At 73.1% G+C, this 22,774-nt stretch carries 17 protein-coding genes; 12 read left to right on the top strand and 5 right to left on the bottom strand.

The genetic code is table 11. The features are described 5' to 3' along the window. Nucleotides 1-13 precede the first annotated feature (13 nt). The 4 genes from FHU30_RS32755 to polX all read left to right on the top strand — a co-directional run bounded on the left by FHU30_RS32755 (nucleotide 14) and on the right by polX (nucleotide 4,440). Nucleotides 14-730, top strand: coding sequence for an ABC transporter permease (locus FHU30_RS32755; RefSeq protein WP_253881594.1), 717 nt, complete (start codon nucleotides 14-16; stop codon nucleotides 728-730). A 3-nt stretch (nucleotides 731-733) separates the two neighbouring features. Further along, nucleotides 734-1,669, top strand: coding sequence for an EamA family transporter (locus FHU30_RS32750; RefSeq protein WP_253881132.1), 936 nt, complete (start codon nucleotides 734-736; stop codon nucleotides 1,667-1,669). A 127-nt stretch (nucleotides 1,670-1,796) separates the two neighbouring features. After that, entirely contained in the window at nucleotides 1,797-2,636 is an 840-nt protein-coding gene (gene prcB / locus FHU30_RS32745; RefSeq protein WP_253881131.1) for a proteasome subunit beta, read from the top strand. 82 nt (nucleotides 2,637-2,718) lie between these two features. Next, the gene (polX, locus tag FHU30_RS32740) at nucleotides 2,719-4,440 is read left to right on the top strand and encodes a DNA polymerase/3'-5' exonuclease PolX (protein ID WP_253881129.1); all 1,722 of its coding nucleotides are present in this window, start codon (nucleotides 2,719-2,721) and stop codon (nucleotides 4,438-4,440) included. A gap of 47 nt (nucleotides 4,441-4,487) precedes the next feature. Here the strand turns inward: polX and FHU30_RS32735 are convergent, their stop codons facing one another. From FHU30_RS32735 to FHU30_RS32725, 3 genes are all read right to left on the bottom strand, one after another. Next, nucleotides 4,488-5,510, bottom strand: coding sequence for a COX15/CtaA family protein (locus FHU30_RS32735; RefSeq protein WP_372503998.1), 1,023 nt, complete (start codon nucleotides 5,508-5,510; stop codon nucleotides 4,488-4,490). Between the two features lie 93 nt (nucleotides 5,511-5,603). Further along, nucleotides 5,604-6,818, bottom strand: coding sequence for a PrsW family intramembrane metalloprotease (locus FHU30_RS32730; protein ID WP_253881126.1), 1,215 nt, complete (start codon nucleotides 6,816-6,818; stop codon nucleotides 5,604-5,606). Nucleotides 6,819-7,003: 185 nt separating this feature from the next. Further along, nucleotides 7,004-7,993, bottom strand: a complete 990-nt coding sequence (locus tag FHU30_RS32725) for a heme o synthase (RefSeq protein WP_372503997.1) — start codon at nucleotides 7,991-7,993, stop codon at nucleotides 7,004-7,006. A 656-nt stretch (nucleotides 7,994-8,649) separates the two neighbouring features. Between FHU30_RS32725 and tkt the strand changes: the two genes are divergently transcribed. The 8 genes from tkt to FHU30_RS32685 all read left to right on the top strand — a co-directional run bounded on the left by tkt (nucleotide 8,650) and on the right by FHU30_RS32685 (nucleotide 20,462). Beyond that, nucleotides 8,650-10,776 carry a transketolase gene (gene tkt / locus FHU30_RS32720; RefSeq protein WP_253881124.1) on the top strand — a complete coding sequence of 709 codons (2,127 nt, stop codon included), beginning with the start codon at nucleotides 8,650-8,652 and terminating at the stop codon, nucleotides 10,774-10,776. Between the two features lie 46 nt (nucleotides 10,777-10,822). Further along, the gene (tal, locus tag FHU30_RS32715) at nucleotides 10,823-11,941 is read left to right on the top strand and encodes a transaldolase (protein ID WP_253881122.1); all 1,119 of its coding nucleotides are present in this window, start codon (nucleotides 10,823-10,825) and stop codon (nucleotides 11,939-11,941) included. After that, on the top strand, nucleotides 11,938-13,584 hold the full coding sequence (locus FHU30_RS32710; protein WP_253881120.1) for a glucose-6-phosphate isomerase: 1,647 nt from the start codon (nucleotides 11,938-11,940) through the stop codon (nucleotides 13,582-13,584). The genes tal and FHU30_RS32710 overlap by 4 nt, the downstream gene beginning before the upstream one ends. A 165-nt stretch (nucleotides 13,585-13,749) precedes the next feature. After that, nucleotides 13,750-15,429 carry a phosphoheptose isomerase gene (locus FHU30_RS32705; protein WP_253881118.1) on the top strand — a complete coding sequence of 560 codons (1,680 nt, stop codon included), beginning with the start codon at nucleotides 13,750-13,752 and terminating at the stop codon, nucleotides 15,427-15,429. Between the two features lie 358 nt (nucleotides 15,430-15,787). Continuing rightward, nucleotides 15,788-17,317: a glucose-6-phosphate dehydrogenase gene (gene zwf / locus FHU30_RS32700; protein WP_253881116.1), complete on the top strand. Its 1,530-nt coding sequence runs from the start codon at nucleotides 15,788-15,790 to the stop codon at nucleotides 17,315-17,317. A gap of 3 nt (nucleotides 17,318-17,320) precedes the next feature. After that, a complete protein-coding gene (locus FHU30_RS32695; protein ID WP_253881114.1) occupies nucleotides 17,321-18,367 on the top strand; it encodes a glucose-6-phosphate dehydrogenase assembly protein OpcA in 1,047 nt (348 codons plus the stop codon). After that, on the top strand, nucleotides 18,364-19,143 hold the full coding sequence (gene pgl / locus FHU30_RS32690; RefSeq protein ID WP_253881112.1) for a 6-phosphogluconolactonase: 780 nt from the start codon (nucleotides 18,364-18,366) through the stop codon (nucleotides 19,141-19,143). The genes FHU30_RS32695 and pgl overlap by 4 nt, the downstream gene beginning before the upstream one ends. 137 nt (nucleotides 19,144-19,280) lie before the next feature. Beyond that, nucleotides 19,281-20,462 (top strand): L,D-transpeptidase, encoded by a 1,182-nt coding sequence (locus FHU30_RS32685; RefSeq protein ID WP_253881111.1) that lies wholly within the window; start codon nucleotides 19,281-19,283, stop codon nucleotides 20,460-20,462. 24 nt (nucleotides 20,463-20,486) lie between these two features. Here the strand turns inward: FHU30_RS32685 and FHU30_RS32680 are convergent, their stop codons facing one another. Continuing rightward, the gene (locus FHU30_RS32680) at nucleotides 20,487-21,257 is read right to left on the bottom strand and encodes a YwaF family protein (RefSeq protein WP_253881109.1); all 771 of its coding nucleotides are present in this window, start codon (nucleotides 21,255-21,257) and stop codon (nucleotides 20,487-20,489) included. Between the two features lie 1,085 nt (nucleotides 21,258-22,342). Continuing rightward, nucleotides 22,343-22,732, bottom strand: coding sequence for a RidA family protein (locus FHU30_RS32675; protein WP_253881108.1), 390 nt, complete (start codon nucleotides 22,730-22,732; stop codon nucleotides 22,343-22,345). Nucleotides 22,733-22,774: the final 42 nt, after the last annotated feature.

Below are 22,774 nucleotides of genomic sequence, written 5' to 3'. Positions count from 1 at the left end.
CCCGCTGCCCCGGATGATCGCCGCGCAGACCGGCTACGAGCTGCGCGCGCTGCTGCGCAACGGCGAGCAGCTGCTGCTGACGCTGATCATCCCGGTCGTGCTGCTGACGCTGTTCTCCGCGACGTCCCTGCTCGACCTCGGGCCGGGCAAGCGGGTGGACTTCCTCGCCCCGGGCATCCTGGCCCTCGCCGTGATGTCCACGGCGTTCACCGGGCAGGCCATCGGCACCGGCTTCGAGCGCCGCTACGGCGTGCTCAAGCGGCTCGGCGCGACGCCGCTGCCGCGCGCGGGGCTGATCGCCGCCAAGACCCTCACCGTCGTGCTGGTGGAGATCCTCCAGGCGGTCGTGATCGGCGCGGTCGCGCTGGCGCTCGGCTGGCACCCGCACGGCGACCCGTTCTCGGTGGCCGTCCTGCTGCTGCTCGGCACCGCCGCGTTCAGCGGCTTCGGGCTGCTGATGGCCGGGACGCTGCGCGCCGAGGCGACCCTCGCCGCCGCGAACCTGGTCTACATCCTGCTGCTCGCGGTCGGCGGCGTCGTGTTCCCCCTGACCAAGTTCCCGGACGGCGTGCGCGCCGCGCTGGAGCTGCTGCCGATCTCCGCCCTCGCGGACGGCCTGCGCCAGGTCCTGCAGCACGGCACCGCGCTGCCCGGGAAGCCCCTGCTCGTTCTCGCGGTGTGGGCCGTGGCCGGTCTCGCCCTCGCCGCCCGATTCTTCCGCTGGGAGTAGCCCGTGGCCCTCGCCGAAGCCCCCGGAACGGCGGCCGGAGCGGGCGGTGCGCGCCGCCGCGCCGCCGCCTTCTCGCTCGGCGCCGTCCCGCCGCCCGCGCTGATCCTGCTCGGCATCCTGTCGCTGCAGGTCGGGGCGGGCATCGCCAAGCACCTGTTCGGCCAGCTGCCGCCGAGCGCCCTGGTCCTGCTGCGGCTGGTGACGTCCGCGGCGGTGCTGGCGTTCGTGTCCCGCAAGGCGCTGCGGACGGTGCTGCGCGACCACTCGGGCCGCAGCCTGCTGGTCGCGGCGGGCTTCGGCCTCACGCTCGGGCTGATGAACTTCGCGATCTACCAGTCGTTCTCCCGGATCCCGCTGGGCATCGCGGTGACCGTCGAGTTCCTCGGCCCGCTGTCGGTCGCGGTCTTCGCGTCCCGCCGCCCCCGCGACCTGCTCTGGACGGCCCTGGCCGCCGCCGGCGTGCTGTTCCTCGCCCGCGGGGACGGCGCGACCGACCTGGTCGGCATCGGCTTCGCGCTGCTCGCGGGGGTCTGCTGGGCCGGGTACATCCTGCTCAGCGCCGCGACCGGGCGCCGCTTCTCCGGCTCCACCGGCCTGGCCATCGCCAGCATCGTCGCGACCGCGGCCGTCCTGCCGATGGGCGTCGCCTCGGGCGGTTCCAAGCTCCTCGATCCGCACCTGCTGCTGCTCGGGCTGGGCGTGGGCCTGATGTCCTCGGTCATCCCCTACTCCCTGGAGCTGGAGGCCCTGCGCCGGATGCCCGCGCGGGTCTTCGGCATCCTGATGAGCCTCGAACCGGCCGTGGCCGCCCTGGTCGGCGTGGTGCTGCTGGGCGAGGTCCTGTCCGGGCTCCAGTGGCTCGCCGTCATCTGCGTCATGGCCGCCTGCGCGGGCGCCACGCTCGGCGACAAGAACCCGCCCGAAGCGCCCGAATCCTGACCGTCCGCCCGCCGGTGCGCGATGTGGCGGGCGGCGAGGTAGCGTGCAAGGATCGACCGGGACGTCCGCCCTGGGAGGCCGGGCCGTCCCGCGCAGACCGAGCGTTCTGGAACCGAGAGGAGCCGCCGTGACCGGCCTGAACGACGAGCAGGGGCTGCCGCCCGAGTTCTTCGAGGCGGGACAGGCGTCGTTCGTGGACTTCCTGCGCCTGCACGCGCCGGAGCTGCTCCCGGTCAACCGGTCGCCCGAGGCGGCGCGCCCGCTGGACCTGCCGCACGGCACGACCGTCCTCGCGCTGACCTTCCCCGGCGGGGTGCTGATGGCGGGCGACCGCCGCGCCACCCAGGGCCACCAGATCGCCTACCGCGAGCTGGACAAGGTCCAGCAGGGCGACGAGCACAGCGTCGTCGCCTTCGCCGGCACGGTCGGCCTGGCCATGGAGATGGTCCGGCTGTTCCAGGTCGAGCTGGAGCACTACGAGAAGATGGAGACCGTCCCGCTGTCGCTGCCCGGCAAGGCGCGGCGGCTCGGCGCGGTCGTCCAGGCCAACCTCGCGCAGGCGCTCCAGGGCCTCGCGGTCGTCCCGCTGCTCGCCGGCTGGGACCTCGACGACAACGTGGGGCGGATCTACTCCTACGACATCACCGGCGCGCCGTCCGAGGTGCGCAGGTACCACGCGGACGGGTCCGGCTCGCCGTTCGCCTCGGGCGCGCTGAAGAAGCTGTACCGGGACGACCTGAGCGAGGAGGAGGCCGCCCTGGTCGCCGTCCAGGCGCTCTACGACGCCGCCGACGACGACTCGGCCACCGGCGGCCCCGACCTGCCCCGGCGCATCTACCCGTCGCTGGCCGTGGTCACCGCCGACGGGTTCCGCGGCTACTCCGACGAGCGCGCGGGCGAGATCGCCGAAGCGGTCGTCCGCGAGCGCTCCGCCCGTCCGGACGGCCCGGTCGCCCCGCTCCGCTGACCCTCGCCCCCGCCCGCCGCACTGGGCCCGGAGGCGTCCCCCGGGGCCTGGTTCTGTCGTAGGCGGCCCGTAGGCTGCCGGTATGGCACGCGCGAACGAGGAGGCCGCCGAGCTGCTGCGGGAGCTGGCCGACCTGCTCTCCATCACCGGCGGTGACGCCTTCAAGATCCGGGCATACGAGAAGGCCGCGCGGGCGGTCGAGGGCTTCCCCGACGACATCTCCGGCATGAAGCTGGCCGGGCTGCGGAAGATCCCCACGGTCGGCGAGGCGATCGCCAAGAAGCTGGTGGACTTCAACGAGACCGGCACGATCCGGCAGGTGGAGGACCTGCGCGCGCAGATCCCGGCGGGCGTCCGGGCGCTCACCGAGATCCCGACGCTCGGGCCGAAGCGCGCCTTCCAGCTGTACGACGAGCTGGGCGTCTCCTCGGTGGACGAGCTGACCGAGGCGATCGACAAGGGCCGCCTCAAGGGGCTCAAGGGCTTCGGGCCGAAGTCGGCCGAGAACATCCAGCACGGCATCGAGCTGCTCCGCCAGCGGCAGGACCGCTCACCCATCGACGTGGCGAGCGAGCTGGCCGACGACGTCGTCGCCGCGATCTCGAAGGTCCCGGGCGTCGAGCGGTGCCAGTTCACCGGCTCGCTGCGGCGCATGCGCGAGACCATCGGCGACGTGGACGTGCTCGCCGCGTCCGACGACCCGCACCCGGTGATGGAGGCGTTCAAGGCGCTGCCGTTCGTCACCGAGGTCATCGGCAGCGGCGACAAGAAGACCTCGGTGCGCACCTCGCGCGGCCTCCAGGTCGACCTGCGGGTCGTCCCGCCGCCGTCGTGGGGCGCGGCGATGCAGTACTTCACCGGGTCGCAGGCGCACAACATCCGCACCCGCGAGATCGCCGTCCGGGCCGGGCTGAAGCTGTCGGAGTACGGGCTGTTCGACGCCGAGTCCGGCGAGCTGATCGTGTCCGAGACCGAGGACGAGGTGTACCGGCGGCTCGGCCTGCCGTGGATCCCGCCGACCATCCGCGAGGACACCGGCGAGATCGAGGCGGCGCAGAAGGACGAGCTGCCCCGGCTCGTCCAGGTGGAGGACCTGCGCGGCGACCTGCACACCCACACCGACCTCACCGACGGGGTGGCGTCGCTGGAGGAGATGGTCGCGGCGGCCGCCGAGCGCGGCCTGGAGTACTACGCGGTCACCGACCACGCGCCCGACCTGGTCATGCAGCGGATGACCGACGAGAAGATGCTCGCCCAGCGCGACCGCATCCGCGAGCTCCAGAAGGACTACCCGGACCTGGCGATCCTGCACGGCACCGAGCTGAACATCGGCCCGGACGGCTCGGTCGACTGGGACGCCGACTTCCTCGCGGGCTTCGACGTGTGCGTGGCGTCGATCCACTCCCACTTCACCCAGGACCGCGACGAGGTCACCCGCCGCCTGATCACCGCGTGCGAGAACCCGCACGTCAACGTGATCGGCCACCCCTCGGCCCGCTCGATCGGCCGCCGCGCCCCCGTGGACGCCGACTGGGACGAGGTGTTCCGCGCCGCCGCCCGCACCGGCACGGCGATGGAGGTCAACTCCTTCCCCGACCGGCTCGACCTGCCCGCCGACCTCGCCCGCCGCGCGCTGCGGCTGGGCGTGAAGTTCGCGATCGACACCGACGCGCACTCGGTCGGCAACATGCGCAACATCCGCTTCGCCGTCGGCACCGCGCAGCGCGCCTGGATCACCCCCGACGACGTGATCAACGCCTGGCCCCTCCCCCGTCTCCGCGAGTTCCTCGCCAAGAAGGGCTGACCAGCAGAAGGCCGCGCCCGGATCGTCCGGGCGCGGCTTCGGCGCGCTCAGGCGGGTTGGGGGGCGGTCTGGGAGGACGGCGCGGCGGACGGGACGGGCTCGGCGGCGGGCATGGGGCCGCGGTCGCGGGTCGCGAACAGGATGCGCAGGGCCGTGATCCAGACCAGCACCGAGCCGAGCATGTGCAGCACGACCAGCGGCCCGGGGACGCCCATGAAGTACTGGATATAGCCGAGCGCGCCCTGGGCCAGCACCAGCCCGACCAGCGTGAGCACGCGCCTGCGGTAGGCGGCGGGCGCGCCCGTCCGGTAGGCGACGATCAGGGCGAGGACGGTCAGCCCGACGGTGAGCCAGGCGAGGCCGCTGTGCACGCGCGTGACGTCCTCAATCTGGAAGCCCCAGCGGCGGGCCTTGTCGTCCCCGGCGTGCGGGCCGGTGCCGGTGACGACCGTCCCGGCGATCAGCACGGCGGCGGCGGCGAGCGCCAGCAGGCCCGAGATCCGGCGGAGCAGCGGCCGGACGACCCGCTCGGGCGCCGCGTCTCCCTCGCCGGACCGCTCCCAGAGCGCGACGCAGAAGACCAGCAGGGCCGGGGAGATCAGGAAGTGCAGCGCCACGGCCGCCGGGTGCAGCTTGGTGAGCACCACGATGCCGCCGATCACGGCCTGCGCGACCACGCTCATGGGCTGCGCGAGCGCCAGCCGGACCAGGTCGCGGCGGCGGGGGCGCAGCCGGAGCGCCGCGACGAACACCAGCACGCCGACGGCGAGCACCACGAAGGTGAGCATCCGGTTGCCGAACTCGATCGCCATGTTGGCGGCCGAGTGGGACGGGTTGTGCGTCGGGACGAGGCTGTCGCCCGAGCACCGGGGCCAGTCGGGGCAGCCGAGGCCGGACTTGGTGACCCGGACCGCGCCGCCGGTGGCGACGATCCCCGCGTTCCCGAGGACGCCGAGCAGCGCCAGCAGCCGCAGCGACGCGGCGGTCGGGTTCCAGAAGGAGTCGATCGCCCGGGTCAGCGGGTTGCGCGAGGGACGGGGGTCAGCAGCGGTCTCGGATCGTTCGGCCACGCCCTTCATCGTATGGCCGTGCCGCCGAAGCCTTGACCCGCCCCCCGTCCAAGGCGTATGGGCGTGTCGCCGCCCGGGAACCCCAGGGCGAGGTCAGTGGTAGGGGCCCGCGGGCGGAGGTTGGGGGCTGAAGCCGGACGGGCCGGGCCCGGCCCAGGGCGGGCCCTGGCGGCGTTCGGGCGGCGCGGTGCGCAGGAACGCCTGGCGGGCGAGGCCCATGAGGCTCAGCAGGGCGTCGCGGCGGCCCTCGAACCAGCGGGGCTCGGCGACGCCGCGCTCGGCGCGCTTGTGCAGCAGGGCGAGCTCGGTCGCGGCGAGCTGGTAGTCCTCCATGGCCTTGGACGCGCCGCGACCGCCGAGCGTGCGGGCCCAGCGGCGGGCGGCGCGGCGGGCCGGGATGGACCGCAGCATCCGGATGTCGGCGGGGGTGACCAGGCCGGTCGGCTCGTACATCGGCAGCACGTGCTCGATCCGCTTGACGGTGTTGTGCCGCTCGACGAACACGACCGTGAGCAGCCCGCACAGCACGACGGCGTCCAGCAGGTAGACCGAGCCGAGGCCGCCGAGGCCCATGGACGCGGCGCCGTTCCACAGGCCGTGCAGCAGCATCGCGCCGAGCAGCCCGAGGATCGGGGCGAGGACGCGTCCGCGCCGATGGGTGGCCGCCCAGGCGACGCCGATCCCGGTCATGGACGTGAACAAAGGGTGGCTCAGCGGCGCGACGACCCCGCGCAGTATGAACACCGCCTGGAGCTGCTGCGCGCCGCCCTGGTCGAAGGCGCGCATGTAGTAGGTGATGTTCTCCATCATCGCGAAGCCGAGGCCGACCATGCAGGCGTACATGATCCCGTCGGCGAACCCGTCGATCTCGTTGCGCCGCCACCAGAGCAGGCCGAACAGCACCGCGCCCTTCAGCGACTCCTCGATCACCGGCGCGCCGAAGGTGGCGCTGATGAAGTGCCCCTTGACCTCGCCGAAGATCGGGACGGTCACGTAGAGCAGCCCGAGGGTGTTCAGCACCAGCGCGCCGAGCACCGCGACGCCCGCGCCCCACATGAACGAGAACAGCAGCGCGCGCGGCGGCTCCGGCTCCATCCGGTCCAGCGTGAGCACCAGCGCGATCAGCAGCGGGATCGGCAGGATGGCCAGGACGACCCCGACCCAGAAGCCCGCGCCGCCGTAGAGGGCGTCGATGGCGAGCGCGACGAGCGCGCACAGCGACGAGACGGTGAGGCCCATCACCAGGGCCACGGGGGGACGCCCCGGCAGCCGCCCTTCGAGCACCGCCTTGGGATCAATGCGCGCCATAAGCGCGAGCGTAACGGTCCCGCCCGCGCCGCGCCGCCATCGCCCCGCCCGACCTGCGACGATCACTCTCCGCGCTCGTCCGGTCGGGACGGCCCGGAGCCAGACGGCTCGGTCGGCCCGGGACGGCCGGTCCCATCAGCCCCGCGGGCGGCCCGGTTGGGCCGGGTGCGGGTGCCGGGGTCGGGTCAGTGCAGGAGGGGGTCGATGGCGACCGCGGTGAACAGCAGCGCCAGGTAGACGTTCGAGAGGTGGAAGAAGCGCATCGGGCGCAGGTGGACGCCGGTCACGCCGGCCCGGACGTCCCGGAGCAGCCGGTGCCCCTCGGCGAGGAAGACCAGGCCGAGGACGACCGCGACCGTCCCGTAGGCGGCGGTCATGCCGGCGACCGGCCAGAGCAGCAGGGAGCAGGCCACGGTCGCCCAGGTGTAGGCGAGGCTCTCCCCGACCACCCGGCGCTCGGACGCCACGACCGGCAGCATCGGGACCTTGGCGACGGCGTAGTCCTCCTTGTAGCGCATCGCCAGCGTCCAGGTGTGCGGCGGCGTCCACAGGAACACCACGCCGAACAGGATGAACGGCGTCCAGTCGACGGTGCCGCGGACGGCCGACCAGCCGATCAGCACCGGCATGCAGCCCGCGATACCGCCCCAGATGATGTTCTGGGACGTGCGGCGCTTGAGCAGCAGCGAGTACACGAAGACGTAGAACAGGATCGCGAACAGCGACATCGCCGCGGACACCAGGTTCACCGCGAGGGCGAAGCCGATGGTGGACACGACCGCCAGGGTGACCCCGAAGGCGAGCGCGCGGGTCGGGGAGACCTGCTCGCGGGCCAGCGGGCGGCGCCGGGTGCGGCGCATCTTGGCGTCGATGTCGCGGTCGATGTAGCAGTTCACCGCGTTGGCCGCGCCCGCCGACATCCACCCGAAGGCGAACGTCAGCAGCACCCGGGTCAGCGACGGCACGCCCCCGGCGGCCAGGAACATCACCGGGATGGTCGTGATCAGCAGCAGCTCGATCACGCGGGGCTTGGTGAGCGCCACGTAGGCGCCGACGCTCGCGCCGAGCGTCCGCCTCTCGGCCGGAGCCGCGGCCGGAGGGGCCGGCACGAGTGCCGCCCCCGGCACCGGGTCGTCCAGCTGCTCGACGCCGAGCTTGTTACTGAGCACCGTCACAATCGGGTCCACGTCCAACTAGGCAGGGAATTCGCGCCCGCCGGATCGCTGCCACCTGAGCGGTGCCCCCGCGATCCTTCGGGGCCTCGCCGAGGCGGGTGCCTCGGCCGGCTACTGCAACCGCGGTCTCGACGTCGTACCGGTCGCCCTCAACCGCGGGTCCACTGTAGTCCGCCCCCCGCGGGGGTCACGCACCGGGGCACCGGACGCGCCGCGCGCGGCCCGCTCCCCCGTCCTGACGTGCGGTTCCGTCGGCGCGTCCGGTCCGGCGGCGGGGAGCGGCGATCACCCTCCGGTTCACCCGTGCGGGGGGTTATGGGGCGAAACGATCGGGCAGGCTCCGGGACAGGACGGGCGGGACGGCGCGCGGCCCCTCCCCGGCGTTCGCCGGGGCGAGGTCACGAGGGCCGGCCCGGTCGTTGGATAGGCTCGGAGGCGGGCCGGAGCGATCATGCCGGAGCGCCCGTGGCACGGACCGTCCACCGCCTCGTGGGCCCGCAGGGGGACCACGCGTCGGCGCGCGCGGCGGCACGCCGATCGGACGCTGCAGAAGGACAGCTCCGCCTCCTGTGACAGAGATCGCCGAATGACAGTTCGCCGAATGACATCGCCGAAGAGATCGCCGAGATTTGCGGTTCGAGAGGAGCCTGGCGTCCGTGAGTGGGGACAACAGCACGTTTGAGTGGTCCGAGCTGGACCGGCGGGCGGTGGACACGGTCCGCGCCCTCGCGATGGACGCGGTCGAGGAGGCCGGCTCCGGGCACCCGGGCACGGCCATGAGCCTGGCGCCCGCCGCCTACCTCCTGTTCCAGCGTTTCCTGAAGCACGACCCGACCGACCCGGACTGGGCCGGCCGCGACCGTTTCGTCCTGTCCTGCGGGCACTCCAGCCTGACCCTGTACATCCAGCTCTACCTGTCGGGCTACCCGCTGACCCTGGACGACCTGAAGCAGCTGCGCAAGTGGGGCAGCCTGACGCCGGGGCACCCCGAGCACGGGCACACCGCCGGGGTGGAGACCACGACCGGGCCGCTCGGCCAGGGCATCGGCAACGCGGTCGGCATGGCCATGGCCGCCCGCCGCGAGCGCGGCCTGCTCGACCCCGACACCGCGCAGGGCGAGTCCCTCTTCGACCACCGCGTCTGGGTGATCGCCTCCGACGGCGACATCGAGGAGGGCGTGAGCCACGAGGCCAGCGCCCTCGCCGCCCACCAGAGGCTGGGCAACCTGGTGATGATCTACGACGACAACCACATCTCGATCGAGGACGACACCGCGATCGCGAAGTCGGAGGACGTCAAGGCCCGGTACGCGGCCTACGGCTGGGACGTGCAGACCGTCGACTGGACCGAGGACGGCGAGTACCACGAGAACGTCGCCCGGCTGGCCGAGGCGATGCGGGCCGCGGAGAGCGAGACCGCCCGCCCGTCGCTGATCTCGCTGCGCACGATCATCGGCTGGCCCGCGCCGAACAAGAAGAACACCGGCAAGGCGCACGGCTCGGCCCTCGGCGCCGACGAGGTCGCCGCCACCAAGAAGCTCATGGGCATGGACCCGGCCAAGTCCTTCGACGTCGACCCCGAGGTGCTGGAGCACTCCCGCGGCGTCATCGAGCGCGGCCGCAAGGCGCACGCCGCCTGGGACGAGAGGTTCGCCGCCTGGCGCGAGGCCAACCCCGACCAGGCCGCCCTGTTCGACCGGCTCGCCAAGCGCGAGCTGCCCGCCGGCTGGGCCGAGGCGCTGCCGGAGTTCCAGGCGGGCAAGGAGCTGGCCACCCGCGCCGCGTCCGGCGAGATCCTGAACGCGCTGGCGCCGGTGCTGCCGGAGCTGTGGGGCGGCTCGGCCGACCTCGCCGAGTCCAACAACACCACGATGAAGGGCGAGCCGTCCTTCATCCCCGAGGAGTTCCAGACCAAGGAGTTCCCCGGCGGCCCGTACGGCCGGACGCTGCACTTCGGCATCCGCGAGCACGGCATGGGCTCGATCCTGAACGGCATCGCGCTGCACGGCGGCACCCGCCCCTACGGCGGCACGTTCCTGGTGTTCAGCGACTACATGCGTCCGGCCGTCCGGCTCGCGGCGCTGATGAAGCTGCCCGTCACCTACGTGTGGACGCACGACTCCATCGGCCTCGGCGAGGACGGCCCGACCCACCAGCCGGTCGAGCACCTGTGGGCGCTGCGCGCGATCCCGGGGCTGGACGTCGTCCGCCCGGCCGACGCCAACGAGACCGCGGTCGCGTGGCGGACGATCCTGCAGCACAACGACCGCCCGGCGGGCCTGGTGCTCACCCGGCAGAAGCTGCCGACCTTCGACCGGTCCGGCGAGCTGGCGTCCGCCGAGGGCGCGGCCCGCGGCGGCTACGTGCTGGCCGAGGCCGAGGGCGGCCGGCCCGAGGTGATCATCATCGCGACCGGCTCGGAGGTGCAGCTCGCCGTCGCCGCGCGCGAGACGCTGCAGGCCGCCGGGTCGCCGACCCGCGTGGTGTCGATGCCGTCGGTGGAGTGGTTCGAGGCGCAGGACGACGCCTACAAGCAGCAGGTGCTGCCCCCGGCCGTCCGGGCCCGGGTCGCGGTCGAGGCCGGTGTCGGGCTCGGCTGGCGCGGCTACGTCGGCGACGCCGGCGAGATCGTCAGCCTGGAGCACTTCGGCGCGTCCGCCGACTACAAGACCCTGTTCGAGCAGTTCGGCTTCACGGCCGAGCGGGTCGTCGCGGCGGCCAACTCCAGCCTGATCAAGGCGGGCGTGCGCGGCGCCGGCCGCGGCACCGCCACCGGCAACTGAGCCCGGTGACCGGAACAACGGCCACGGAGACGAGAGGAAGCGAGCGATGAGCGACACACTGAAGAGGCTCTCCGGTCTGGGCGTGTCGATCTGGCTGGACGACATCAGCCGGGAGCGGCTGCGCACCGGGAACCTGGAGCGGCTGATCAAGGAGAAGAGCGTGGTGGGGGTCACCTCCAACCCCACGATCTTCGCCAAGGCGCTGAGCAAGGGCGACGCCTACGACGACCAGGTCCGCGACCTGGCGGTGCGCGGCGTGGACGTCGAGGAGGCGGCCCGCGCGATCACCACCTTCGACATCCGCTGGGCCGCCGACGTGCTGCGCCCGGTCTACGACCGCAGCGAGGGCGTGGACGGCCGGGTGTCGATCGAGGTCGACCCGCGGCTGGCCCGCGAGACCGAGAAGACGATCGCCGAGGCGCGCGCGCTGTGGTGGATGGTCGACCGGCCGAACCTGTTCATCAAGATCCCGGCGACCAAGCAGGGCCTGCCCGCGATCACCGCGGCGCTCGCCGAGGGCATCAGCGTGAACGTGACGCTGATCTTCTCGCTGGAGCGCTACGGCGAGGTCATCGACGCCTACTTCGCGGGCCTGGAGAAGGCGCGCGAGAACGGGCACGACATCTCCAAGATCGAGTCGGTCGCGTCGTTCTTCGTGTCCCGGGTGGACACCGAGATCGACAAGCGGCTGGACAAGATCGGCTCGGACGGGGCCAAGGCGCTGCGCTCCAAGTCGGGCCTGGCCAACGCCCGGCTCGCGTACGCGCTGTTCGAGGAGCGGTTCGGCACCGACCGCTGGGCGCGGCTGCGCGACGCGGGGGCCCGTCCGCAGCGTCCGCTGTGGGCGTCCACCGGCGTGAAGGACCCGAACCTCCCGCCGACCCTGTACGTGGACGGCCTGGTCGCCGAGGGCGTCGTGAACACGATGCCCGAGGCGACGCTGGACGCCGAGGCCGAGAAGGGCGACCCGACCGGCGACACCGTCACCACCGAGTACGACTCGGCCCGGAAGGTCATGCAGGGCCTGAAGGACGTCGGCGTCGACTACGACGACGTGGTGAAGGTGCTGGAGGACGAGGGCGTGGAGAAGTTCGAGGTCTCCTGGAAGGAGCTGCTCGACTCCATCGCCGGTGAGCTGAAGGACAAGGCGGGGGCCGGCGCGTGACGTCGGTGGTGACCGCGGCGGGGGTGTCGGTCACCATCCGGGGGCCCCTGGTCGACGCGACCGAGTCCGTGCTGGACCGGCTCGTCACCGACGGGGTCCCCGGGGCCCTGCAGCAGCGCAGCGCCAGGCTGTGGGGCCCGGACGCCGCGTCCGACGCGGCGCGGCGGCTGGGTTGGCTGCGCCTGCCCGCGGCCTCCCGCGATCTGCTCGGCCCGCTGGCCGAGCGGGTCGCGGCGGCCCGGGCGGGCGGCCTGACCCGCGTCGTGCTGGCCGGGATGGGCGCCACGCCGCTCGCCGCCGAGGTGGCCGCCCGCGCGGCGGCGCCGGCCGCGGCCGACCTGGTCGTGCTGGACACCAGCGACCCGCAGGCCCTGCCGGTCGCGCTGGACGAGATCCACTCGACGCTGCTGGTGGTGGCGGGCAAGGGCGGCGCGTCGGTGGAGACCGACGCGCACCTGCGCATCTTCGAGGCGGCGTTCCGCGAGGCCGGGATCGACCCGGCGGCGCGGATCGTGGCCGTCACCGACCCCGGCTCGCCGCTGGACGGCCGGTACGACACCGTGCACGGCGATCCCGAGACCGGCGGACGGTTCGGGGCGCTGGACGCGTACGGTCTGGTGCCGTCCGCGCTGGCGGGCGCCGACGTCGAGAGGCTGCTGGACGAGGCGTCCGCGCTGGCCGGCACCCTGCACCAGCCCTACGACAACCCGGCGCTCGCGCTCGGGGCGGCGCTCGGCGCGTCCGCGCTGGCGGGCCGCGACAAGCTGGTGATCGCCGACCAGGGCTCGGGCCTGCCCGGCCTGGCCGACTGGATCGCGCAGCTGGTCGCCGCGTCCACCGGCAAGGACGGCAAGGGCCTGCTCCCGGTCGTCGTCGAGGACGTGGGCGCGCCCGGCTTCGAGCTGGCCCCGGACATGCGGCGCGCCGTGCTGGGCGGCCGTCCGGACGAGCCGGGCCCCGCGCGCGAGGCGGGCCTGTCGGTCTCCGGCCCGCTCGGCGCGCAGTTCCTGCTGTGGGAGTACGCCGTCGCGGTCGCGGGCCGGGTGCTGGGCGTCAACCCGTTCAACGAGCCCGCGGTGGCCGAGTCCAAGGACAACACCGCCGCGCTGCTGCGCGCCGCGGAGGGCACCGCGCCGACCGTGATCCCCAGCGTCCCGGCCCTGGTCGAGGACTTCGTGGAGGTGCATGCGCGGGAGGAGCTGCTCCAGGGCGCCGGTTCGCTCAGCGACGCGCTGGACGCGCTGCTCGAAGCCGTCCCCGACCGCGGGTACCTGTCCGTCCTGGCCTTTTTGGACCGGCACGAGGACGCGTCCGCCGGGATGCTGCGTCCGCTGCTGGCCGAGCGGAGCGCGCGGCTGCGCCGCTCCCCCGTCCCGGTCACCTTCGACTGGGGTCCGCGCTACCTGCACACGTCCGGGCAGTACCACAAGGGCGGACCGGAGAACGGGGCGTTCCTGGTCATCACGGCCGCTCCGGAGACCGACGTGGCCATCCCCGGGCGTCCTTACACGCTGGGCGAGCTCCAGCTGGCACAGGCGTTCGGCGATCTGCGGGCGCTGCGCGCGCGGGGGCGTCCGATCGTCCGGCTGCACCTGAAGCTGCGCACCGACGGGCTCAACCATCTCGCCAAGGTCCTTACCTGAGCGCTCTGGCGCTGCCGTCGTTCCGGGCCCGGCCGTCTTCGCGGCCGGGCTTCGACGTTTCTGTCAGGGTTTTTTCGCACTTGTTCACAAATCGACATCTGGAAGATCGGGGAGTTGGTCGCGGATGCCGTGTCTCTCCTGAAACGATGGGGGTGGGGAGGAACGGTGTCCGGATTCGACGTACTGACGCGCGGCGACGTGCTGGAGCAGGCGCTCCAGGCGCGCGACTACCTGGTGGCCTGCGGGGTGCCCGCGGCGCTCGCCGCCAAGGACCCGCGGCTGTGGGGGCGGCGGGCCGTCGACCACAGCAGGCTGGCCTGGCTGGACCTGCCCTTCGCCTCCCGCTACCTGCTGGACAAGGTGGACGGCGTGGTCGCCGAGGCGCGCTACGCGGGCCTGGACCACGTGGTCCTGGTCGGCGTCGGCGCGGACGCGCTGGCCGCGCAGGCGATCATGGAGGAGCACGGCGGGGCGGGCGGCGCGCTGACCGTCCTGGACGGCTCGGACACCGCGGCGCTCGCGGTCACCCTGGAGCGGCTCGACCGCACCCTGGTGGTGCTGGCCAGCAAGTCCGGGGTGTCCCTGGAGGGCGACGCCTACCTGCGCATCCTCGCCGACGCGTTCCGCAGGCGCGGGCTGTCGGACCGGGAGGTCGCCGCCCGGTTCGTCGTGATCACCGACCAGGGCAGCCCGCTGCACGGGTTCGCGCGCGGCAAGGGCTACCGGGTCGGGCTGACCGATCCCGGCCTGCCCGGGCACATGGCGGCGCTGTCGGCGTACGGGCTGGTGCCCGCGGTGCTCGCCGGCGCGGACGTGGGCCAGGTGCTGGACGAGGCCGCCGCGCTCGCCCCCGCGCTGCTCAACGACCGGGACAACCCGGGCCTGCTGCTGGGCGCGATCATCGGCGGCTGCGCGCAGCGCGGACCCGAGGGCCCCGCGCGCGACAAGCTGGCCCTGTACGAGCCGGGCGGGTCCGGCGCGCTGAGCGGCTGGATCGCGCAGGCGCTCGCGGCCGGGACCGGCAAGCGCGGCCGCGGCGTGCTGGTGCTGGAGCCGCCGGGCAGCCCCGGCGAGCTGGACGACGCGCACGCGATCGCGCTGAACCCCCGGCAGGGCGCGCACGGCGACGCCGAGACCTCGGTGTGGGCGCCGCTCGGCGCGCAGTTCCTGCTGTGGCAGTACGCGACGGCGGTCGCCGGGTGGCTGCTCGGGGTGAACCCGTTCGAGCCGGGCGGCCCGGTCGCGCAGGACGCCGAGGACGACGCCGCCGAGCTGCTCGCCGCGGCGGCGGGCGGTCCGCTGCCGGTCGGGCGGCCGGCGTTCGCCGACGGCGACGTCGAGATCCACACCGACCTGCCCGTCCCGCACGGCTCGGACGGGCTGACCTCCACGCTGGTCGCGCTGCTCGCGCAGGTCCCGGCGGAGGGCTACCTGTCGGTGGTGACCTACTTGTCCGGCGAGCTCTCCGGGCGCTACCTGGCGCCGACGCTGGCGCGGCATTCGGGCCGTCCGGTGGTGTACGGCGCGGGACCTGGATATCTGCACGCGACCGGTTCGGTGCACAAGCGCGGGCCGGGCGGCGGCGCCTTCCTCATCGTCACCGGCGACGCGCCGGCGGGCGACCCGGTCGCGGACATGCCGGTTCCGGGCCGTCCGTACGGGCTGGCGTCGCTCCAGCTGGCGCGCGCGCTCGCCGAGGAGCGGGCGCTGCGCGCGCTGGGGCTGCCGGTCGTCCGCGTCCACCTGCGGGACGCGGTGGAGGGCGCGGGCCGCCTCGCCGAGGCCGTCCGCGCGCTCGGCACCGCCCCCGAGGCCCACGCCCTGAGAGCACGAGCCGCCGGATGACGAGCCACACCGCAAACCCCGACGTCGAGCCGCCGCCCGGCGACGCGGGCGCGGGCGCGGGGCGGGCTGCGCGTCCGCGTGCGGCGGGGGGCGGGGCGTCCGACCGGGCGCTGAACCGCGGGTGGGGTTGCCGTTACCCCGCCGAAGGGAATGATCTTCGCGAGATGGGCGTATACCTGGGGGTGACCGGCGCGCAGGCGCCGGTCCGGGACGGCGCGTGCGCGTCCGGCCCGGCGCGCCGCCCGCGAGGCCGTCGACCGGGCGCACGGCGCGCGCCGTGGCCCGTGCCGCGAGTGAGCACGGCAAACCAGTGGGCAGGAACGGTCCACGGCAAAGTGCGAGAAGAGGGGACCGCCACGTGACGGACACAGCACCCAATCCGCTCCGGGATCCGCGGGACAAGCGGCTGCCACGCGTGGCCGGGCCGTGCGTGCTGGTGTTGTTCGGGGTCACCGGGGACCTGTCGCGCAAGAAGCTGCTCCCGGCCATCTACGACCTGGCCAACCGGGGCCTGCTGCCGCCCGGGTTCTCGCTGGTGGGCTTCGCCCGCCGCGACTGGGACCACCAGGACTTCCGCCAGATCGCCTACGAGTCGGTCAAGGAGCACGCGCGCACCCCGTTCCGCGAGGACGTCTGGAACCACCTGTCGGAGGGCATGCACTTCGTCCCCGGCGAGTTCAACGACCCCGGCGCGTTCGACGCCCTGGCCATGGCGGTCAAGGAGCTGGACGCCAGCCGCGGCACCGGCGGCAACTACGCCTTCTACCTGTCGATACCGCCGAAGTTCTTCTCGACGGTCACCGAGCAGCTGCAGCGCAGCGGCCTCGCCGACCGGACGCCGAACTCCTGGCGCCGGGTCGTCATCGAGAAGCCGTTCGGGCACGACCTGAAGTCGGCGCAGGAGCTCAACGACATCGTGCACCGGGTCTTCCCCGAGGAGTCGATCTTCCGAATCGACCACTACCTGGGCAAGGAGACCGTCCAGAACATCCTGGCGCTGCGGTTCGCCAACACGATGTTCGAGCCGATCTGGAACCGGTCCTACGTGGACCACGTGCAGATCACCATGGCCGAGGACATCGGCATCGGCGGGCGCGCCGGGTACTACGACGGCATCGGCGCGGCCCGCGACGTCATCCAGAACCACCTGCTCCAGCTGCTCGCGCTGACCGCGATGGAGGAGCCGACCTCGTTCAGCTCCGCCGCCGTCCGCGCGGAGAAGGCGAAGATCCTCTCCCAGGTGCGGCTGCCGGACGACCTGTCCCTGGCGACCGCGCGCGGCCAGTACGCGCCCGGCTGGCAGGGCGGCGTGAAGGTGAAGGGCTACCTGGAGGAGGAGGGCATCCCCCAGTCGTCCACCACGGAGACCTACGCCGCGGTCAAGCTGGAGATCGACAGCCGCCGCTGGGCGGGCGTGCCGTTCTACCTGCGCACCGGCAAGCGGCTGTCGCGGCGCGTCACCGAGGTGGCGCTGGTCTTCCAGAAGGCCCCGCACCAGCCGTTCTCGCAGACCGACACCGAGGAGCTGGGGCAGAACGCCCTGGTCATGCGGGTGCAGCCGGACGAGGGGATCACCGTCCGGTTCGGCTCGAAGGTGCCCGGCACCTCGATGGAGATCCGCGACGTCAACATGGACTTCGCCTACGGCGAGTCGTTCACCGAGTCGTCCCCCGAGGCCTACGAGCGGCTGATCCTGGACGTGCTCATCGGCGACCCGCCGCTGTTCCCCCGGCAGGAGGAGGTCGAGCTGTCCTGGAAGATCCTCGACCCGGTCGAGGACCACTGGGCCGCGGCGAAGAAGGTCGACCAGTACAAGTCCGGCGGCTACGGCCCCACCAGCGCGGACGAGATGATGGCGCGCGACGGCCGTACGTGGAGGCGGCTCTAACCCATGAACATTGACCTCACCGACACCACCACCCGCCGGATCCAGGAGGCGCTGACCCAGGCCCGGCACCTGATGGGCGGCCCCGCCGTCGGGATGGTGCTGACCCTGATCATCGTCACCGACGAGTCGGCGCAGTACGACGCGGTCCGGGCGGCGACCGAGGCGGCCCGCGAGCACCCCTGCCGGGTGCTGACCGTCATCTCCCGGGACGCGCGCGGCAGCTCGTCCCGGCTGGACGCCGAGATCCGGATGGGCGAGACCGGCCCGGGCGAGACCGTGCTGCTGCGCATGTACGGGCCGCTCGCCGAGCACGCCGACTCGGTCGTCGTGCCGCTGCTCATGCCGGACACCCCCGTGGTCACCTGGTGGCCGGGCGGCCGGGTGCCGAAGGCGCCGTCGGGCGACCCGCTCGGCGCGCTCGCGCAGCGCCGCGTCACCGACTCCTACGCGGCCCGCGACCGGCTCGGCACGCTCGCCCGGCTCGCCGAGGTGTACCAGCCCGGCGACACCGACTTCGCCTGGACCCGCATCACCAACTGGCGGTCGCTACTCGCGGCGGCGCTGGACCAGGACCACGACGAGATCACCGGCGGCGAGGTCGCGGCCGAGCCGGACAGCCCGTCCGCCGAGCTGCTGGCGGCCTGGCTGGAGGTGCGGCTCGGCGTCACCGTCTTGCGCGCGGCGTCGGACGGGCCGGGCATCACGGGCGTGAAGCTGACGACGCGCGAGGGCGACATCGAGGTGTCCCGCACCGACGGCCGGGTCGCGACGCTGTCGCGTCCGGGCCAGCCGGACCGCCAGGTCGCGCTGCACCGGCGTCCGATGGCCGACCTGCTGGCCGAGGAGCTGCGCCGGCTCGACCCGGACGAGGTGTACCAGGACGCGGTGACCCGGTTCGCGAAGGACCTGTCCGCCGCGACGGGTTCGTCCTCGGGCTCGGATTCGGCTTCGGGCTCGGGCTCCGCTTCGGGCTCGGGCTCGGGCTCGGCTTCGGCGGAGGGGGACGCGGCGAAGAAGGCGGCGTCTCGGCGTCCGGGGAAGGGCAAGTGAGCACCCCGACCGTCCTCGTCCACCGCGACCAGGAGCTGCTCGCGAAGGCGGCGGCGGCGCGGCTGGTCACCCGGATCGTCGACGCGCAGGCCGCGCGCGGCACCGCCTCGGTGGTGCTGACCGGCGGCGGCGTGGGCACGGCCGTGCTCGCGGCGCTGAACGCCACGCCCGCGCGGGACGCGATCGACTGGCGCAAGCTGGACGTGTGGTGGGGCGACGAGCGGTTCCTGCCGACCGGCGACCCGGAACGCAACGAGACCGGCGCCCGCGCCGCGCTCCTCGACCACGTGGAGCTCGACCCGGCGCGGGTGCACCCGATGCCCGCGTCGGACGGTCCGGACGCGGACCCGGAGGCCGCCGCGGCGCGGTACGCCGAGGAGCTGCGCCGTGCCGCCCGGCCGGAGGACCACGGGCCCGTCCCGTCGTTCGACGTGCTGATGCTGGGCGTCGGGCCGGACGCGCACGTCGCGTCGCTGTTCCCGGAGATGCCCGCGCTGTATGACGACCGTCCGGTCGTGGGTGTGCGCGGCGCGCCGAAGCCGCCGCCGACGCGCGTCTCGCTGACGCTGCACGCGCTGCGCGCCGCGCGGGACGTGTGGGTGCTGGCGGCGGGCGAGTCGAAGGCCAAGGCCGTCCGGCTGGGCCTGTCGCCCGAGGCCGGCCCGGTCCAGGTCCCGGTGGCGGGCGCGCGCGGACGCCGCTCGACCTTGTTCCTGCTCGACCGCGCCGCCGCAGCCGAACTACCACCAGGAATCGAGCGCATCGCGTCCCCGTGACGTCCTGCTGAACCCTCATGAGGAGCCGCACCGAACCCGGTGCGGCTCCTTTTTTCGGGTTATCCACAGAATCGAGTTCGGATTTCTGGCGTGCCGGGGCGTGCCTACCCTGGGATGGACGACGGGGAGGTAAAGACGTGGACAAGGTCAGGACAGGCGCGGCGGTGCTGGTGGCGGCACTGGCGCTGGTGGCGGGCTGCTCGTCCGGGGGCGGCGGCGGTAAGGGCGACGGCGGGCACAAGGGCGCCGCTCCCCCGCCGACGATCACCCCGGCGAACGGCACTCAGCAGGTCGCGCCGGAGCAACCGGTGCAAGTGAAGGCGACGGCGGGCAGGCTGTCCGACGTCACCGTCACCGATGCCAAGGGCCACAAGGCGGAGGGCAAGCTGTCGCCGGACGGCCGCAGCTGGCAGACGTCCTGGGGACTGACACCGGGCGCGAGCTATACGGTCACCGCGCACGGCAAGGACGGCGACAAGCAGTCCACCGCGACGTCCACGTTCACCACGGTCGCCGCCAAGCAGAAGCTGGAGAGCGGCCTGTCGCCGCTGGACGGCGAGAACGTCGGCGTCGGCATGCCGGTCCAGCTCCTGCTGAGCGACGAGGTGCCGTCCAAGGCGGGCAAGCAGGCCGTCGAGCGGGCCCTGGAGCTGCGCGCGTCCACGCCGATCACCGGGGCCTGGTCCTGGGTGAACGACAAGGAGGTCGACTTCCGTCCGAAGGACTACTGGCCGTCCGGCACGAAGGTGAAGCTGGTCGCGCACCTGGCCGGGGTGAAGGCGGGCGACGGCCTCTACGGCGTGAAGGACCGCACGCTCTCGTTCACCATCGGCGCGAAGCACTACACGCGGATCAGCGCGGAGAGCCACGAGGCGAAGGTCTACAACGCCGACCGGGTCGTCCGCACGATGCCGGTCAGCCTGGGCCGTCCGGGCGACGACAGCTACACCGGCGTCATGATCGCGCAGGAGAAGGACGCGCACATCATCATGGACTCGGCCACCACCGGCGACCCGGGCGCGTACAAGATCCCGACGGAGTGGAACGTCCGGATGACCTACAGCGGCACGTTCGTCCACGCCGCGCCGTGGTCGACCGGCGCGCAGGGCAACTCCAACGTCAGCCACGGCTGCGTGAACGCCTCGCCCGAGGACGCCAAGTGGTTCTTCAACTTCACCAACCGCGGCGACATCATCGAGGTCACCGGCACGTCCCGCAAGCTCCGCTTCGGCAACGGCCCGACCCCGTGGGCCAAGTCCTGGGACGCCTGGCTCCAGGACAGCGCCCTCGGCCAACCCGTCACCACCAGCCCGCTCTGAGGCGCGTCCTCACCACTTTGGGCCTCACTGCCCGGCGTCGTCCGCGTCCGCCGCCGCGGTGGCGGCGTTGCCGAGGCGGACCCAAGGCCAGGTGATCAGCGCCCAGCCGAGCAGGATGACCGCGATCTCGACCAGCAGGTACCAGGGCCACGGTCCCATCAGGTCCAGGACCGAGCCGGTGCTGGGCTTGCGGTTGAGGAAGCCGTAGTTGCTCCCGGCGACCAGGTTGAAGAGGAACATCGCGACCGCCCACCCGGCGGTGACGGCGACGGCGAACCGGTAGCTCCGCCAGTCCGGACGCATCCCGAGACCCCAGGTCAGGTACACCGCGGCCCAGATGACGAGGAGGTGCATCCCGAAGAACTTCATGTAGTTGACACTCGGGTAGTCCGCATCGTTCAGCGCGGGCGTGAGCAGGGCCTGGACGGTCAGGGTGAGACCCCAGTAGTACGCCAGGGCGAACCCGCGCCAGCGAAGCGTCCACAGCGCGACGATGACGGCGGGCCAGGCCACGTCGCACAGCTCCAGCGGAAGGGAGGAGCCGATGCCCCACTTGGCGGGCAGCATCCAGTACGTCTGGATCCCGATCACCGCGTAGACGACCGTCAGCGCGAACGCCCGCGCGAACCCCTTCGCCTCACCGCGGAAAGCCCCGCCCGGCACCGACGGCGCCGACGTGGCCCGCTGCGCGCGGCCCACCAGCACCAACGCCACACACCCGACCGCGAACACCCCAAGAGCCGCCCAGTGGGACGGCCCATACGCGACGAACCGGCCCGCGACGGTCGACGTCATCCCCGACGCCCTCCAAGCACACTAGAGATCATGCGCCCCTCACCCTAGGCGCCCAGCAACGCCAAGCGGGACCCCGCCCGCACCCAGCCACGCCCTCGATCCGACTGCAGTTGTTCGGAACCTGGATCCAACAACGAGCAACCGGACACCAACCCAAGCACGAGTCACCGGACACGAACCCGAGGACGCACGACCGGCACGAACCCGAGGACGAGTGACCGGACACGACCCCGAACACACGCGACCCGACACAAACCCGAAGACGCGCGATCCGAGGCAAGTGCGAGGACGTGCGCCCCGAGGCAAGCGCGAGGACGCGCGACCCGGCACGAACGCGAGAAGGGGGGCAGACCGGGCACGGACCCGAAGATGGGTGATCCGGGTGCGCGGGGTTGTCGGCGGCGGGGAGCGTCCCGTCCCGCGGGAACGGGCGGCGACGCCACCGCTAATGCTGCGGCCACTCGGGTCGATGCGGTCACTACGGACGCGGCGATCACTGCGGTCGTCACTGCCGTCGCGCCGCTCGCGGCGGAGCAGTAGGCGCAGTACCTCAAGGGCGGCGCGCCGCCGAGCGGTGCCGCGGGAGAACACGGCCGCGAGGGCGACCGTCGTGACCAGGGCGGCGTGGAGCAGGGCGATCAGCGCGGTGATGGCGATGATGGCGTCCGACATCGGAGTCCTCCGCCGGGCGGGCATGCACGTCCTCGGTCCCGGCTCTGCGGTTTCGCGACCGGGACCTGGACTAGACCCGCGCGCCGCACCGATGTCACGTCATGTCAACTGAGACGCCCCTCCGCACGCCTTGGTTCCGCGTCATACCACCGCAGCCTCCGATTCCGGTTCCCGGATCTAGAAGGGGCAGTTGGCTCTGCGGCTGGACCTGGGCTGCGGCGGTTCCGATCTCCAGGCCGGGTCGACAAGCGTGAACTCAGCAGTCATGCCCATTCGTCCTACGTACCGAGTGCGCGGCGTTCCACGGCGTGCGCCCTTTCGGGGCGGCTGCGGGCGCGAGCGGGCGGCCGTCCGGCACCGCGGGCCTCTGGTGAGGCGCGAGCGGGCGGCCATCTGGGACCGTGGCCCTCCGGTCAGAGGACGGCTACGGCGTCGATCTCGACGAGGTAGCCGCGAGCGAGGCCGGAGACGATCTGGCCGGTGATCGCGGGCGGCGGGTTGGAGGTGTCCCAGATCTCCTGGAACGCGGCGTAGCCCTCCTCGAACGCCTGCCCTTCGGCCATGGCGATGCGCCAGTGCACGATGTTCGCGAGCGTCGCGCCCTCGCTCTCCAGGATCGTCCGGAGGTTGCGGAGTGCTTGCGCCGCCTGCTCGCCGAGCGTGGTGCCGGCGAGCGCGCCGTCCGGGCCCACGCCGTTCTGCCCGCCGATGTAGATCGTCTTCGCGGGCTGCTCGACCACGACGGCCTGGCTGTAGGCCGGGTTGCTCGGAAGCCCCTCGGGGTTGATGTGCCGTACGCCCACCGTGCGCCCTCCTCGATCGCCGACACCGGTTAAAGTGGTGTC

The organism is Actinomadura rupiterrae (assembly GCF_024172125.1).
Classification (GTDB): Bacteria; Actinomycetota; Actinomycetes; order Streptosporangiales; family Streptosporangiaceae; genus Spirillospora; species Spirillospora rupiterrae.
This window is presented reverse-complemented; position numbering and strand designations above follow the sequence as displayed.

Coding starts and splice junctions, on each gene's coding strand:
- FHU30_RS32755 (WP_253881594.1), top strand. CDS start 14: ATGATCGCCGCGCAGACCGGCTACGAGCTGCGCGCGCTGCTGCGCAAC.
- polX (WP_253881129.1), top strand. CDS start 2,719: ATGGCACGCGCGAACGAGGAGGCCGCCGAGCTGCTGCGGGAGCTGGCC.
- FHU30_RS32730 (WP_253881126.1), bottom strand. CDS start 6,818: ATGGCGCGCATTGATCCCAAGGCGGTGCTCGAAGGGCGGCTGCCGGGG.
- tal (WP_253881122.1), top strand. CDS start 10,823: ATGAGCGACACACTGAAGAGGCTCTCCGGTCTGGGCGTGTCGATCTGG.
- FHU30_RS32695 (WP_253881114.1), top strand. CDS start 17,321: ATGAACATTGACCTCACCGACACCACCACCCGCCGGATCCAGGAGGCG.
- FHU30_RS32680 (WP_253881109.1), bottom strand. CDS start 21,257: ATGACGTCGACCGTCGCGGGCCGGTTCGTCGCGTATGGGCCGTCCCAC.